Source organism: Kibdelosporangium persicum, assembly GCF_013280595.1.
In the GTDB taxonomy this organism is placed as follows: domain Bacteria; phylum Actinomycetota; class Actinomycetes; order Mycobacteriales; family Pseudonocardiaceae; genus Kibdelosporangium; species Kibdelosporangium persicum.
The window spans coordinates 1-14,699 of the sequence record NZ_JAAATY010000035.1; the positions used below are offsets into that span (position 1 = coordinate 1).

At 65.3% G+C, this 14,699-nt stretch carries 15 protein-coding genes; 8 read left to right on the forward strand and 7 right to left on the reverse strand.

Features of this window, described 5'->3' with window-relative positions; genetic code table 11:
* From GC106_RS48405 to GC106_RS39365, 3 genes are all read right to left on the reverse strand, one after another.
* A partial coding sequence (locus GC106_RS48405) for a transposase family protein (protein WP_512698689.1) occupies positions 1-515 on the reverse strand: 515 nt, incomplete at its 3' end.
* Positions 516-775: 260 nt separating this feature from the next.
* The gene (locus tag GC106_RS39360) at positions 776-1,096 is read right to left on the reverse strand and encodes a hypothetical protein (RefSeq protein WP_173141141.1); all 321 of its coding nucleotides are present in this window, start codon (positions 1,094-1,096) and stop codon (positions 776-778) included.
* Between the two features lie 252 nt (positions 1,097-1,348).
* On the reverse strand, positions 1,349-4,264 hold the full coding sequence (locus GC106_RS39365) for an AfsR/SARP family transcriptional regulator (protein ID WP_173141143.1): 2,916 nt from the start codon (positions 4,262-4,264) through the stop codon (positions 1,349-1,351).
* Positions 4,265-5,172: 908 nt separating this feature from the next.
* On the opposite strand from GC106_RS39365, the gene GC106_RS39370 reads away from it, so the two are divergent.
* From GC106_RS39370 to GC106_RS39405, 8 genes are all read left to right on the forward strand, one after another.
* The gene (locus GC106_RS39370; RefSeq protein WP_173141145.1) at positions 5,173-5,577 is read left to right on the forward strand and encodes a hypothetical protein; all 405 of its coding nucleotides are present in this window, start codon (positions 5,173-5,175) and stop codon (positions 5,575-5,577) included.
* A 136-nt stretch (positions 5,578-5,713) separates the two neighbouring features.
* Positions 5,714-5,917: a hypothetical protein gene (locus GC106_RS39375; RefSeq protein WP_173141147.1), complete on the forward strand. Its 204-nt coding sequence runs from the start codon at positions 5,714-5,716 to the stop codon at positions 5,915-5,917.
* A 78-nt stretch (positions 5,918-5,995) separates the two neighbouring features.
* Complete coding sequence (locus GC106_RS39380; protein WP_173141149.1) at positions 5,996-6,121, forward strand: lasso RiPP family leader peptide-containing protein; 126 nt, start codon at positions 5,996-5,998, stop codon at positions 6,119-6,121.
* A gap of 120 nt (positions 6,122-6,241) precedes the next feature.
* A complete protein-coding gene (locus GC106_RS39385; protein WP_173141151.1) occupies positions 6,242-8,047 on the forward strand; it encodes an asparagine synthase-related protein in 1,806 nt (601 codons plus the stop codon).
* Between the two features lie 22 nt (positions 8,048-8,069).
* Complete coding sequence (locus GC106_RS39390) at positions 8,070-8,330, forward strand: lasso peptide biosynthesis PqqD family chaperone (protein ID WP_173141153.1); 261 nt, start codon at positions 8,070-8,072, stop codon at positions 8,328-8,330.
* On the forward strand, positions 8,327-8,749 hold the full coding sequence (locus GC106_RS39395) for a lasso peptide biosynthesis B2 protein (RefSeq protein ID WP_246367884.1): 423 nt from the start codon (positions 8,327-8,329) through the stop codon (positions 8,747-8,749). The genes GC106_RS39390 and GC106_RS39395 overlap by 4 nt, the downstream gene beginning before the upstream one ends.
* 13 nt (positions 8,750-8,762) lie before the next feature.
* Positions 8,763-9,698, forward strand: coding sequence for a JmjC domain-containing protein (locus GC106_RS39400; RefSeq protein ID WP_173141155.1), 936 nt, complete (start codon positions 8,763-8,765; stop codon positions 9,696-9,698).
* Between the two features lie 67 nt (positions 9,699-9,765).
* On the forward strand, positions 9,766-9,897 hold the full coding sequence (locus GC106_RS39405) for a lasso RiPP family leader peptide-containing protein (protein ID WP_173141157.1): 132 nt from the start codon (positions 9,766-9,768) through the stop codon (positions 9,895-9,897).
* An 857-nt stretch (positions 9,898-10,754) separates the two neighbouring features.
* Here the strand turns inward: GC106_RS39405 and GC106_RS39410 are convergent.
* The 4 genes from GC106_RS39410 to GC106_RS39425 form a co-directional block, all read right to left on the reverse strand.
* Positions 10,755-12,041, reverse strand: a complete 1,287-nt coding sequence (locus GC106_RS39410) for an ArsB/NhaD family transporter (protein ID WP_173141159.1) — start codon at positions 12,039-12,041, stop codon at positions 10,755-10,757.
* 10 nt (positions 12,042-12,051) lie between these two features.
* Positions 12,052-12,495: a CBS domain-containing protein gene (locus GC106_RS39415; protein WP_173141161.1), complete on the reverse strand. Its 444-nt coding sequence runs from the start codon at positions 12,493-12,495 to the stop codon at positions 12,052-12,054.
* A gap of 521 nt (positions 12,496-13,016) precedes the next feature.
* Positions 13,017-13,529 carry an LLM class flavin-dependent oxidoreductase gene (locus tag GC106_RS39420; protein ID WP_217281529.1) on the reverse strand — a complete coding sequence of 171 codons (513 nt, stop codon included), beginning with the start codon at positions 13,527-13,529 and terminating at the stop codon, positions 13,017-13,019.
* A gap of 171 nt (positions 13,530-13,700) precedes the next feature.
* A complete protein-coding gene (locus GC106_RS39425) occupies positions 13,701-14,360 on the reverse strand; it encodes a response regulator transcription factor (RefSeq protein WP_173141163.1) in 660 nt (219 codons plus the stop codon).
* Positions 14,361-14,699: the final 339 nt, after the last annotated feature.

Here is a 14,699-nt window from a genome sequence, read left to right on the forward strand (position 1 = left end):
CCGAGCTTCGGGTTGGCCAGGCACCACATGATCGGCATCCCGTCGCCCGTGCAGACCAGGTAGAGCTTCAGGCCCCAGTAGAACCGGGAATGCGCGGCGCAGTAGCCGTAGTTCGCCCAGCCGGCCAGGTCCGAGCGTTTCACCGTCTCGCGCGACATGCCGCACGGAACAGGGGTGGCGTCGGCGATCCACACATCGTCGAACCAGGACGGGCAGCACGCCGCCAGGACAAGAATCGCTTTGCACAGCAACGGATGGACGTTCTTGAGCCGCCTGTGGTAGCCGGACTGCTCCGGCAGGTACGGGAACATGACCTGCCACTCGGCGCTGGAACGGATATGCCGGATCCAGCGCCGCTCGCTGGGGTACCGCAGCAGCACCTGAGCCACGGCCAAGGTGATCAGCTCGCTGTCGGACAGCAACGGCCGACGGCCGCGTCCGGTGCGGGGTGGTACCACGTGATCGTCGACCAGCACGTAGAGTGCGGTCAGGAGGGTGTTCAGTTCTTTCGTCACACATTGATCTTGAACACCCTCCTCTCATGTCCGCGCCCCGGCCTCACTTCACGTGATCTTCACGGAATCAGTCATCTAGTTCTCAAGTACTTTGGTGAGACGGCCGACAGCATCAGACGGGAGGCCGCCGTCGCGCAGGGTGTCTGTGACGACGCTGCGGAACTCCTTGGAGAACCGGACGTAAGGGTGTTCAGGTCGGTCGTCACAAACTGATCTTGAACACCCTTCGTCCATCTCCAGACACCGCACCGACTTAGGACTTACTCGTCTAGGACGATCAGCGCTGACAACACAGCCGCCAACGCCAACGCGATCAGCACGACCACGAACTGGCAGTACGGCAGCTTTTTCACAACTTCCAACAGTTGAGGAGCCAGCCCGGCGCTGATGACGGCGAGGATCACGACTCTCACCGTGTAGATCGCCGATGAGGCCGTGTCCGCCGTCGGCACGGTCGTGAGCGCCGCACCAACGGTGGCGGCCACGGTCAGTACACGAAAGGCCGTGGCCTCTCCGGGTGTGGTCGCCTTGGGGGTCTTGCGCAGGTCGGGTTCCTCCGTTGGAACGTGGCCGTTCATCATGTAAGGCACCTCTCCGGCGAGACACCGTAGGTGCGCTGGGAGCGCAGCGTCCCCTGTTGACCGGATCGTGCCGGACAATCACTCAGCAGCATTAACGGGTCGCATGACCGCGTGCTCAATGGTCTCCGTATCGGCCGGACTCAGGTGACCGAACTGACCGGCGCACGCGTGTCGGTACTGCGGTTCTGATCTGGCCCGAGATCAACCAGAGTGACGAGCAGCACGAAACCTTGGCTCCTGACTCACCGATGGTCAGCGTTCCGACCAGATGGCTTCGGTGAGTTCGTCGGCGATTTCGTCCGCTTGAGGGTCGCTGAGGTCGGTGAAGATGGTGTGGGCCTGGCGCCAGTGATCGATGGCGGCAGGGATGTTTCCGAGGGCACGGTGGGTTTTGGCCAGATTGGTGAGGGTGCGGGCGGTGGTGCGTTGATCGTCGAGTTGCCGGCTGGTGGTCATGGCACGCTTGTAGTACTCGAGAGCGATGTCGTACTGGTGTGTGTCCTGGTGGAGATCACCGAGCGTGGTGAGTGTGAATTGCAGGCCACCGTGGTCTTCCCGTCGTTGTTGGATGGCCAGCGCATCGGTGAGATAGGTAATGGCGGCTTCGGTGTCGCCGAGCCGGCGGGTGGTGTCGCCGAGATTGTTCAGGCAGATGCCCTCGCCTCGGGTGTCGCCGATGCTGCGGAAAATCGGCAGGGCGCGCTGGAAGCAGTCGGCTGCCTCGTCGAGGCGGTGGAGGTCAACGTAGACGACGCCGAGGTTGTTGAGGTTCCAGGCTTGGCCGCGCTGGTTGTTGATGCTCTCGAAGATGATCTGTGCACGCTCGTGGCAGTCGATGGCGGTGGTGTACTGCCTTAGGTCGCTGTGCGCGACACCAAGACCGTTGTACATTGTGGCCTCGCCGTGCTGGTTGCCGACGGCCTGCGCCGCTGCCAGCCCTGTGTGGTAGCTGGAGATCCAGTCGTCCCAGTAGCTGCGACGGTAGAAGAAGCTCATCATCACCCAGGCGAGTTGCCACGCCACCTCTGGCAGCCCATGTGGATGAGCGGCACGGATTGCAGCGACGAGGTTCGCTCGCTCTGCCTCGTACCAGACAAGTGCCTGCTCGTAATCACGAAACTTGGGTACGGTGCACTCGGTCGGGAGTAATTCCAGATCTGTGATGCGGGTTCGGTGGGGGTCGAAGACATCATGAGCGGCCGCGGCGGCATGCAGGTACCACGTGAGAAGTCGATGCAGCGCTTGCACGCGTTGGCCTGAGGTCTCCTCAGTATCGGCGAGGTGGCGGGCATAGGGGCGGATCAGATCGTGGAACCGGTACCTGCCGACAATTTCCTGTTGGAGTAGGTGCTCGTCCAACAGCGCTTCCAGCACTTCCTCCGCCTGCCGCCGTGTCCATCCGGCCAACGCGGCCGCCGACTCCGCGGTGATGTCGTTGCCGACGTGGAGACCCAGCAGCCGGAACATGCGCTGCTGATCAGCCGAGATCGCGCGGTATGACAGGTCGAACGTGCTGTTGAGGCCACGCGTCTGTGGCGACACACTCTGTAGTCCGTCGGCGTCACCCGCCAGTCGGTCGGCCAGGTCGGAGACCGTCCAGCGCGGTCGGGTTCGCAGCCGACGAGCGGCCAGGGTCAGCGCGATCGGCAAGTGCCCGCACAGATTCGCCACTCGTGCTGCGGCGTGTCGCTGAGTGGCGATTCTGTCGTCCGTCGCGATCTGGGCCATGAGTTGGACCGCTTCCTCGGGGGAGAGGACGTCCAAGCGCATGGCGTGCGCACCATCCAGGCTGGATAGGCTTCGGCGGCTGGTGATGAGTACGAAACAGCCGGGCCGGCCTGGCAACAGAGGACGAACCTGCTCTTCGCGTACCGCATTGTCGAGCAAGATCAACGCTCGTTTTTCCGCGAGCCGATCGCGATACAACGCCGCCCGCGACTCCACATCGGGGGGTATGTGGTCACCCGGAACACCAAGCAGCCGCAGGAAGCTTTCCAGTACGTCTGCTGGATCGGCAGGCGGGTGGTCGGCATCGAACCCACGCAGATCGGTCCACAACTGAACGTCGTCATACCGTCCCCGGTTGATCAGCCGGTGTGCCAGATGAACCGCCAGGCGCGTCTTGCCCACGCCTGCCATGCCCTCGATAGCGGATATGACAACCGCAGTAGGCAGATCCGGCTCACCGACGTCAGCCAGTCCATGCAACGTCGCCAGCTCTGCCTGCCGTCCGGTGAATTCGGCGATATCCATCGGTAGCTGCCGCCATGCGACAACTTCAGTCGACTCGCGTGCCGGCCGACCGGGTCTGCTCTCATGCTCGCCTTCCAGCGACGCAGAGGTTGTGGCCGGAGCGCTCGTCGAAGTGGCCGCCGCGTCGTCCGCTTCAACCACGTCGGGTGGGTCGGTGGGATTGGCCAGGGTCGGGTCGGCGTTCAGGATTCGCTGGTGCAGGTGTTGCAACTTGGCACCGGGTTCGACACCGATCTCGTCGGCCATGATGCGTCGGGTTCGCTGGTACTGCTCTAAGGCCTCGGCCTGCCGGCCGCACCGATACAGGGCCAGCATGAGTTGACTGGCCGAGCGTTCCCGCAGCGGATGCGCCGTGACGAACTCGGTCAACTCGGTGACGACCTCCGCGTCCTGACCGGCCGCCAGCGCGACGTCGAACCACTCCTCCCGCGTTGTCAGTCGATGTTCGATCAGCCACGTCGACACGGCCGCAATGCTCGCCGCATGGGGCACGTCGGCGAACGGACTACCTCGCCACAGTTGATGGGCCCGACGGAACAACTCGGCACTGCGGCGCGGTTGCCCGGCCTGCCGAGCCGACCGTGCCTCGGCAACCAGCCGCTCGAACCGCTGCACGTCCAACTCCTGATCCTCAACCTGCAGCAGATAACCGGGCTTTCGGGTCACCACCCGGTCTGCGCCACTGGGGCCGGATCGCAACGCCCGCCGCAACCGCGACACATAGCCTCGCACCAACGCCCGAGCATCCGGCGGCGGCTGATCAGGCCACAACTCGTCCACGAACTGCTCCACCGCGACCAGATCACCCGGTCGGGCCAGCAGAAGCCCACACACCAGACGGACCCGCGGCGCGCCCAGATCTACCACCTGGCCCTGATCCCGTACCTCCAACGGGCCCAACACCCAGAACTCCACACTGCCTCCCCAGCAAGCGAAGCTCGTACCTGTGACGCCCCCAGCGGCAAGCGAATCCGGGGGAGCAGCGGCACCGAATTCACATCCACGTTATAGCCACGTTCCAACCACGGCCAGCCACGACAATCGTTGTAGTAAGGAATCAACTGGTCCACACCGAGGGAAGGTCAACGATGTGGATCGACGTCACACAGAAGTGGCAATGGGGGAGGAAGCTGACATGAAGTGGAGTGTGAGGCGGTGCGACTCGTGCTTGCCTCGTCGCGTCGGTGGCCAGCGCGACGACGACCGTAGAGTCAGCCGCGGTTGAGGGCCACGCTGCGCACAGTGATCCGATGATCGATTCCGGCGTTCAGCCGCGGTGCCTGGTCTGGTGGCGGACGACCGCCGACTACGTGGGTTGACTGCGGACTACAGTTGGGCCGGGAACGTCGTCGTAGTGGATGGCGATTTGGGCGTCGCCCGCGAGATTCAGTGCCTGCTTGACTGGGGGGTTACTACAGCGGGCCCGCTCGACGGCATTTCGGTGGAGGGGCGGGTATGCGTGAGATTTGCACAGCGCGAGTGCGGCTGGTTCGGCAATGGCATCGTCGATCCTGAGACATGGCGGCGCATCCGGAACGGCGGCGAACGTTGACCAGCGCGCTTGATCAGTGACGACGTTGCCTCCGACGGTGCGCCGACTGGCTGGAGAACAACCCTCATCCAACGAAAGAACCCGACCACAAGTGAAAGTTCGACTGCACCTTTCGTACGCGGCTTCACTCAACCGGCGTCGGAGTGCACAACTACACTGCTTCCGATCACGCCTCGGCCACGCTGACTTGCGCGGATGAATACAAGCTCTTCCGGCGGGCACCGCCCGCCGCTATTTCCCGCAACGCTGAGTCCCCAAGTGAGGTATAGCCATGCGTAAAACAGTCCGAGCCATCGTCACGACTGCCAGTGCTCTCAGCCTTGTGCTGGTGGGCGCCGGGTCCGCCGGGGCGGTTACCAACGAATCCACGAGCGAGGATTGCCGGCAAGGTAGCCGATGGGGCACCACGACGATCTCGGGTGCCCTGATGCGGTACGACATCTGCATCGAGCAGTACCACGCGAACATCCACCTGTACCTGGAGGACACCGCGAAGGACGGGCGGCGGGTCGAGGCGTGGCTCGTGACGAGCATCAACGAGTACGAAATTTTTGAGGTAACCGGCGGATTAGGCGCCTCAGGCGAGGACAGGATCTTTCCTCAGGAGAAATCGGTGAAAGTCAAACTGTGCACCAGTGACGCGAACCGCGATCCCAAGTGTGGCAAACCGGTTTAGCCGCCACCGGTTCTTCTGCCAGGTAGGTCAGAAAGGATCGGCGCTCACAGCTGCTGCACGTCGAACGGCGTTCCCGCCGTCAATCCCCGCCACGGTCTCGTCATGTCCGCTTACGCCGGAAGCAGGGTGTTAACCGATGCGGTTCGTGATCCAGCAGGAGCTGAGGTCATCGCGGTGCTGCGATGACGGGTATGCCAAGGCCGATCGGAGCGATGCGGGCCAGGCGCTTGGCCTCGTCGCGTTTCTGCCGGAGGTCGCATGCCGCGGCTGCCTCGAAGGAATCCCGCACACCACGCGGAATACGCCGCTGGAGCTGAATCCATCGTCGGCAGTGCCCTGAGCGGGATGGGTGTAGTGGCCGCGCCACGACCCATCCGACTGGTAGGTCCACCTTGACACGAGAAAGGAGGTGAAAAAGATGGTTGAGACGACAGAGGTTCGCTACGAAGCGCCGGCGCTGGTCGAGATCGGTGGCTTCTCCGAGAAGACCCGCTGGGTTTGCGTCGGCTGGGTCCCCGACTTCTTCTGCACATTCGGCGGTTGATGTCGTGAGCGCGGTCTGGTCGTCGGTGGCGCTGTCCCGGGTCACCGACGACCAGACCGCGGCACGGATCGGCACTGACACGGCAGCAACGTAGACCACCGACACAGTAGGGACCTGAGAATGGAGTTCGTTGTCCTGCCGGATCACCCCGCCGCTGACGAGGTGTACGCCCGGCTCCCCGAGAGGTACCGGGAGAACACGCTATATCACCACTCCGGTCGGCCTTGGCTGGCTGGCCGTTGGCCCGCTGGTGTTGTCATCGGTGCCCAGACCGGTGCGTCGAGGATCGCGCTGCTCGGTTGCGCGCGCACCACCGAACCGGAGCTTGCAGCGCAGCTCGGCAAGGTCAGTGATCTGCGGCAGTTCGATCGGCTGGTGGAGCGGACAGCGGGGTGCTTTCACTTGGTGGCCGCTATCGACGGGGTCGTCAGGGTTCAGGGCAGCCTCTCCGGCGCACGGCAACTCTTCGCCACGTCGGTGCACGGCATCAGGGTGGTGGCGAACCGGGTGTCACCGCTGCGCGAACTGCGCAGGCTGACCCTGGCCGAGGAGCACGTCGCGATGCACCTGCTCTGCTACGTGCCACCGTGGCCGCTGAACGAGCGCAGTGTGTGGCGGGAGATCGACTGCGTTCCCTTCGGGCACTACCTCTGCCTACGCCCGGACGGAACCGCCGAACCGGTGCGGTGGTGGAGCCCGCCGGAGCCGGATATCCCGATAGAGCAGGCTGCTCACCGGTTCCGGGAAGCGCTCGTCGCAGCGGTCGCGGCACGAACGGGTACCGCACCGGTCGTCGGTGCCGACCTCTCCGGGGGGATGGACTCGACGAGCCTCTGCTTCATCGCCGCCGGGCAAGGCGGTCGGCTGGTGACCGTACGTCGCAAGCCCATGGATCCGACGAATCCCGATGAGGCTTTCGCCAGTCGAGCCGAAACGGCCCTGCCCGATGCCGAACACGTCGTGCTCGACAGGGACACCGCCGTGTTGTATTACGACTCGCTGGATCGCGACGACCTCGAGGTGGACGAGCCGCCACCGTTCATCGCCATGCGGGCCTATGTCGACGATGTCGCCCGGCTGGTGGCCGCGCGCGGCGCAACCAGCCACATCCAAGGGCACGGTAGCGACGAACTCGCGGCCACGGGAACGACGTACGTGAACGCGCTCGCCCAGCAGAACCCGATCAGATCGCTGCGCTCAATCCGTGCGATCCGCGCCATGCGACGCTGGTCCCTCACAACGACACTGCGCGTGGTCCGTCCTTTTCCGCCCTACGCCGAGTGGTTGCACCGGTCAGCTGACGGGCTGCTGTCCCCGCCCGACTTCGAGTCACAGGTGGGGTGGGAACCGGATCCACACCTGCCCGCATGGGCATCCCGACAGGCCGCCGAACTGGTCCGGGACACGCTCTGCGGCTGTGCGGTGACCAATCCCCAACCCCTTTCACCGGTCCCGTTCCAGCACGACACATTGCGCTCCATCCTGGTGAACGGATCGATCGTCCGGTTCGCGAACACGCTCGGGGCGCGTTCCGGGGTGAGTTTCGAAGCACCGTTCCTTGATGACCAGGTCGTGCGAGCGGCCTTGTCCGTCCGGCTGGCGGACCGGCACGTGGTCGGCCGCACGAAACCGCTCCTCGCAGCCGCCATGCGCGGGATCGTGCCCGAGTACATCCTCGATAGAACCACCAAGGGCCATTTCACAGTGGACACCTACGCCGGCCGCAAGCGCCATCTCGACCGGATGCGCCAGATGTGCGAGGAATCGCATCTCGTGGCGATGGGCCTGGTCGATCCCGCAGGCTTCCGCCGCGTGCTCTCGGGAATCATGCCGGACCCCGCGAACATCGGCCCGTTGGAGAACACGCTGGCCTGCGAGGCATGGCTCCGGTCGCTGCCTGCCGAGACCGGCCTGCGGCTGCGATGACCCAACGAACAGGAGGTCTCTCATGCCAGGTATAGCACTGTCCCCGTTTGTCACGATGGTCGAGTCCGAGGACGGGATGGTGTTCCTGCACCAGCGGACCGGACGGTACTGGCAGCTCAACGGCACGGGATCGGAGACGGTCCGGCTGCTGCTGAGCGGGGAGTCTGTGGAGTCGGCGGCGAGCCGGCTCCAGGAGAAGTACCCCGACGCGTCCGACCACGCCCTGTCAGATGTGACTGAGCTGGTCCGGCAACTGCGAGCCGCGAAGTTGATCGCTCGATGAGCGCGCCGATGGTCAACGAGACAGCGGATGCTCCGCCACCGCTGTGGATGCGCCCGCTCGCGCGGCTCGCAGTCCTGCTAGCCCTAGTCATCGCGAAGCTGTCACCCGAGCGCCAGTTCGCGCTGCTGAATGTCCTGCGCCGGGGTGCCCGTGCGAGCACGGTCCGGGAAACCCACCAGGCGCGCAACGCCGTCCTGTTCTCCAGTGTGCTCTGCACTGGACCGTGGTGTCTGCAGCGGTCGATCGCCACCGCGCTTTTGTGCCGCCTGTGCGGCACCTGGCCGGAATGGTGCGTGGGAGTGCGGACCGAACCATTCCGGGCCCACGCCTGGGTCCAGGTCGACGGCACACCCGTGGACGAGGACACCGAGCAAGTCGACCAGTTCCACCGAATGGTCGTGATCCGGCCGAGATCGTGACAGGAGCACCACAATGACTGTGTCACACGGGTTCGATCTGCTCACCACGCAGAACGCGAACATCGAGTCGGCCTGGGGAGTCCGGACGACCCCGGTACCGGTCGCACCGTCCTTGCTCGCCTCCGTCGAGCAGATCGCGATCGACCGACTGCTGGCGACGGAGGGACTTCGGCCGCCGTACATTTCCTTCGCACGCAACGGCAAACAGGTCCCCGATCGGGCAGTCACCGTCGGCGCGGTGCCATCAGCGGACCCGGACGCCGGGCAGTTGGACGGAGCGAAGGCCAGGGCACTGGTAGCCGACGGAGCCACCGTGATGCTCTACCAGGCGCACCGGTGGATCGGCTCGCTCGGTGAGATCGCCGCGCGCCTGTCGTCGGCGCTGCGCGCCCGGTGCGACGTGACGGTGTTCCACACACCTGCGCACAATCCAGGACTCGCCTGGCACCGAGACGGCCAGCACGTGATCGCCGTGCAGACAGCCGGCTCGAAAGAGTGGCACGTGGAACGCAACGCGCCGACGAACTGGTGGGCCACTGGCGCTCTTGTCGGCGACGGCCCAAGCACCGAGGTCACGCACCTCACCCTCCGCCGTGGCGAGGCGCTCTACATGCCACCGGGAGTGGCACACACCGCACGCGCTACCGACGAGACAAGCACACACGTGTCGTTCGTCATCCAGGAGCCGGAGACGAAGGACCTCATGCTCGCGATGTTCGAACGTGCGTTGCAAGACGTCCGAACCAGGCTTGAGGCAGGGCCGATCGCAGAGCGAGGGGCGCGGGCAACGGCTGTGGCACGCGAACTCGCCACAACCATCCATGACCTCGACGTCGACGAGTTGCTCAGCCTGGTGGAAGAGGACGCCATGGCGACAGAGCAGCCACCTACCAGCCCGACAGAGCCTGCCCCTGGGGACGCGCTGAAGTGGAAGCTGGCTGGGGATTAGCGCTGGCGGCCCTCTCGTGCAGATCGAGCTTCAGTTCCCTTCGCTGACGAGGAAGGAGGTGAAGAGCATGGACGAGACGACAGCGGATCGCTACGAGGCGCCCGCGCTGGTCGAGATCGGCGGCTTCGTGACGAAAACCCGTTGGGTGGGTGGCGGCCGGATCCCGGATCTCATCCTTACGTACATCATTGACGCCTGACCCTCGTGACTCGATGTGCCGGTTCTTGGCGGCTGTTCATGTCCAGGCATCGTGGACGGACTTATTCGATCGGTCATTGAACGCGTACTGATAATCCCGAGTGCGCTGGCGGGCGAGCGTGTCGTTGATCATGATCGCGATGCGTTCGCCTTGCCAGTGCACCGTCGGTGCAGGAGCGCCGCGAGTGGCGCCCCGTCGATCGGAACTGAACGGCACCCTGGCGTCGCAGAGTTGCCGCTGCAGCCCGCCGCAACACCATGATCTCGACGTCCTTGCCCGCACCATGGCCACAGGAACCGTCACCGGAAGAGCCGTACGGCACAACCGAGGCACGGGACCAGGACCTTGTCGTCAACGGCCATGAGTGTTTGTCCAGTCGTTGTCGATGGATGAGGCCGCAAGTTGCAGCGGTCGCGTCCATCATCACGGTCGTCACGATGGGAACTCTTTCGTACTCATCGCCGTAGGGGGCGTAGAACTACTCGCGGCGCTGGGCTCGGCGACGATGACCATCCGGCACTGACGAGGCGCGCGAGTCCGTCGTCCCCGTGCAAGGTGAGTGTCCGGCGCCGCGCCAGCCGACGAGGACCGTTCGTTGGAGCAGTGCGATCTGATCAGTACGCAGGAGGTTTCGCTCAACGCCGTTTTCGCTCCAGGAACCGCAACATCAACGCGATCAGCACGAACGCCGCGATCAGGATGAGCGGGAAGATCATTTCGGACATGGCGTGTCCATTCTCATGCGGGCTTCGACGACCGTCCATCGAGCGTATCGCTTCCCGCCGGGCAACGGAATCACGACGGCCGCCGTGCTCGGTGATCGCGTGCTGAAGTTACCGGCCTGACCTGGTTCACCATCACCATACGAAGTAACGCAGCCAGAGATAGGGCGCCGCGATCACGATGGTGATCAAGGTGACGATCACGCCTTTCTTGGTGAATTCCCAGAAGCTGATGGGACTGCCGGCTCTGGCGGCGATGCCGAGCACGACGACGTTGGCACTGGCGCCGACGGCGGTCATGTTGCCGCCGAGGTCCGCTCCCAGTGCGAGCGACCACCACAGAGCCTGCGACTGCGCGGGGTCCGCGACACTGCCGGCCAGTTGTTGGACAAGCGGACTCATCGTCGCCACGTAGGGAATGTTGTCGATGATGCCGGACAGCACCGCGGAGACGCCAAGGATCAGCATGACCGCCAGCAGAGCGTCGCCGCCTGTCGCTTCGGTGGCCACAGTCGCGAGGTCGCCGATGACGCCTGTTTTGACCAGTGCGCCGACCATGATGAACAGGCCTGCGAAGAACAGCAGCGTCTCCCATTCGACGCCGTCCATGTAGTCCCGCGGTCGCAGGCCGGAGATCAGCACGAGCACGCCCGCGCCGAGAAGAGCCACAATGGACGGTTCGATGTGGAGCGCGGAGTGCCCGACGAACCCCGCGAACACCGCCAGCAGCACGACACCACACTTGACCAGCAGCCGCTTGTCCCGGATCGCCTCACGCTCGTTGAGCGCCATGACACCCTCGATGCGTTCCGGGTCAGCCGTGAACGAGCCACGGAACAACAGCGGCAGGATCAGTGTGAACACGATCAGCTCGACGACGATGATCGGGGCCATGTGCACGAGGAAGTCGTTGAACGACAGGCCCGCCCGGCTGCCGATGATGATGTTCGGCGGATCGCCGATCAACGTGGCCGCGCCGCCGATGTTCGACGCCAGTACCTCGGCGATGAGGAACGGCACCGGGTTGATGCCGAGCCGTTCGCACACCAACAGGGTGACCGGCGCGATCAGCAGTACGGTGGTGACGTTGTCCAGGAACGCCGAGGCGATGGCGGTGATCAGGACCAGCAGGATCATCACGCGCAGCGGCGAGCCACCCGCCCGCTTGGCCGCCCAGATGGCGACGTATTCGAAGACACCGGTCTTGCGCAGCACACCGACGATGATCATCATGCCGAGCAGCAGGAAGATGACGTCCCAGTCGATGCCGGTCTCGTGGGAGTAGAAGGCGTCCTCGGAGCCCACGACGCCGAGCGCCAGCAGCACCGCGGCGCCGCCGAGCGCGGCCATCAGACGATGGACCTTCTCGGTGGCGATGAGGATGTAGGCCACCACGAACACGGCGACCGCGACGGCGATCACCGGTCACTCCTCAGCGCGGTAGAGCGAGCTCCAGCAACCGGGACGCGGTGACAACCCCCAGGATCTCGCCCTTGTCGACGACCGCGACCAACGGGCAGCGCATGCGTGCCATCACCGCTGCCACTTCGATGATCGTGTCGTCGGCCTCCGCGACTGCCAGCTCCGGCCGGTCCTTGGGCAGCAGTTCCCGCACGGTGTGCCCGGACAGTTTGGTGGCCACTTTGTCGGCGAACTGCTCGTCGATCACACCGGCCAGCGCCGGGTCGTCCTGCACATAGCTCGGCACCAGGAACCGCACCACCTGGGACGCGCCGAGCACTGAGTGCGGCCTGCCGTCGGTGTCCGTCACCACCAGGCCGGGCATGCGGTGCTCGCCCATCAGCCGGGCGGCCTCCAGCGCGTCGGCGTCCAAGCTGGTGACCGGGTAGGCCTCGGCCATGTTTCGCGCTTGCACATCCGCAGGATACGACGGTCGAGACGCTCATGCTGACTTGCTGTCGTGGTCTTGACGCGCCGGTCGACAGGATCGTCCGGGCCGCGACGCCGGACAGGGACACGCTGAGGAGCAACACCACGCCGAACGCGAGCACCAGCACCACGGAGAAGTCTCCTCTCGCCCGACTCCGCTCCACCGTGCAGCGGAGTGCCGACCAGACTTCCCGGCGCACCGCGCGTAAAGATGCCGCAAAAATGGATCACGAGCAAATCGGCGGTCTGCTGTCTGCCGCGCGGTCCGGCACGCCTCGGGGTGGCGGCAAGGAAGCCCGTACCCCGGCGAGGGGCGCGACTGGGGCCTAGGCCGTGTTTCAAATGCCCGATCGCGATAGCCGGGCCGGATGCGGCCCCTGACGCCACCGCGGGACCGCCCAAAGACAACCAGTATTCGCGGCGATCCCGCGGCGACGCCAGGAACCGCCCCGATCCCGACTCTCATCGACCGGGACATTCGAAACACGACCTAGCGAGCCAGTTCGGTCAGAAGCCCGATCGTCCGGGTCTGTTCCTCTTCCGCCCGAGGGGCATCACGACGAGTTCGGTGGCGCCGGCGTCGAACAGTTGGCTGATCTGGTGCTCGACAGTGGTTTCATCACCGATGAGGACCGCGTCCTCGGGACCGGACGCGCGACCTCGGTCAAGCATGGCGCGGTAGCTGGGCATCTGTCCGACCATCCCGAAGTGCTCGGCGACCCATGCCCGGCGATCGTCCCCGTGGGACGTGACACAGGCGACTGTGGCGGCGACGACACGAGGTACCTTGCTGCCAGCCGCAGGGGCAAGCGGGTGCCGGGGGTAGGTCGGTACCACCGCGGTACCGAGCTCGATGCCGGGCACTTGCCTTCCGGCGACCGCCAGTGTGGTCAGCGCGTCCCGGCCGGTGCGCTGCGCCAGCCAGACTCCGGCAAGACCGGCCGTGGCCGCGGCGCGCATCTGGTCGATGACCGTCTCCAGGGATGGTCCCATCTCATCCACGCCGAGTCCGATGCGCATCGGGTGACTGTAACGGCGTGTCCCGACGTTCCTTGTGCCAGAAAGTAATTCCGTCCGGGCATTCTGCCCGGACGGGCAAACCCGGACTCGCGCCAGTACCCGTGCGCAAGCCCGGCGGTAGGTGATCTTCGCCTGGCGGAGCCTTACGGACATCGGCGATGACGGACCGCCTCACAGTGCGGCCTGGTTGAGCTCGGTCAGTGTGATGACACCGTCGTCGAGTGCTCGGGTGACGAGGTCGCTCTTGGTGCGGGCGGCACGGCCGACCGTCGCGTACTTCACCCGTGCCCTGGTGATGTGCGTGTCGACGGTCTTGACGGTGATGTGGAGCTTCGCGGCGACGAGTTCCTTGGACGTCGAGGCGAACCAGGCACGCAGGACCTCCACCTCGCGCGGGGACAGGCGCGGCTTGCTGGGTGCGTCGTCCGCGCCGGGCAGTGGCGCAACGGTGTATGGCAGGCCTCGCGCGGCCGCGCGGATCGCCGGCACGAGGTGCTCCGGACCTTCACGCTTGGTCAGGTACGCGAGTGCGCCGAGGTCGACGCACTTCGTCGCGGTCGCATGGTCGGCGCGTGGCGAGTACACGACCACCCGGCGTCCACTGTCGACCAGCCGGCGAAGCTCACCGAAGTCCGGCGTCCCGGGCACCAGCTCCAGGTCGAAGATCACCACGTCCGCGGTGGCGCCCGGCCCGGTCCACACGTCGGCCAGCCGCGCCCCGGCGTCGACGAGACGGATCGGCGGATCGGCCCGCTCACACCAGTACCGCACGCCCGCCACGATGACCGCGTGGTCGTCCACGATCACCGCTGTGATCAACTCGGCTGCCATGGGGCCTCCTTCCAGGGAGAGCGTGTGAGGCGGTGCGGGCGAGCGGACTGCTTCGGTCGCGTCCCGGTCACTCCGATCCCCGCTTCCCGCCCCGCAGCCCGTACGGCTCGACGCTCCCGATCACGCTTGCTGTCCTCCTCAGAGCTGTCTGGAAATCCCGACGAACCTCGCGTATGGCGACGACCGGTGGTCGGTCCTGCGGACCGACCACCCCCGGACCGGGACGGGCGAACGCTACGACGCGGATCCGGGTGAGCAGGGACCCTGCGGCGCATTAGCGCAGGTCAGGCAGTAAAGTGGATTGTCCGGTCCGGCCGGTCAGCAGTGTTGAGAGGTGGG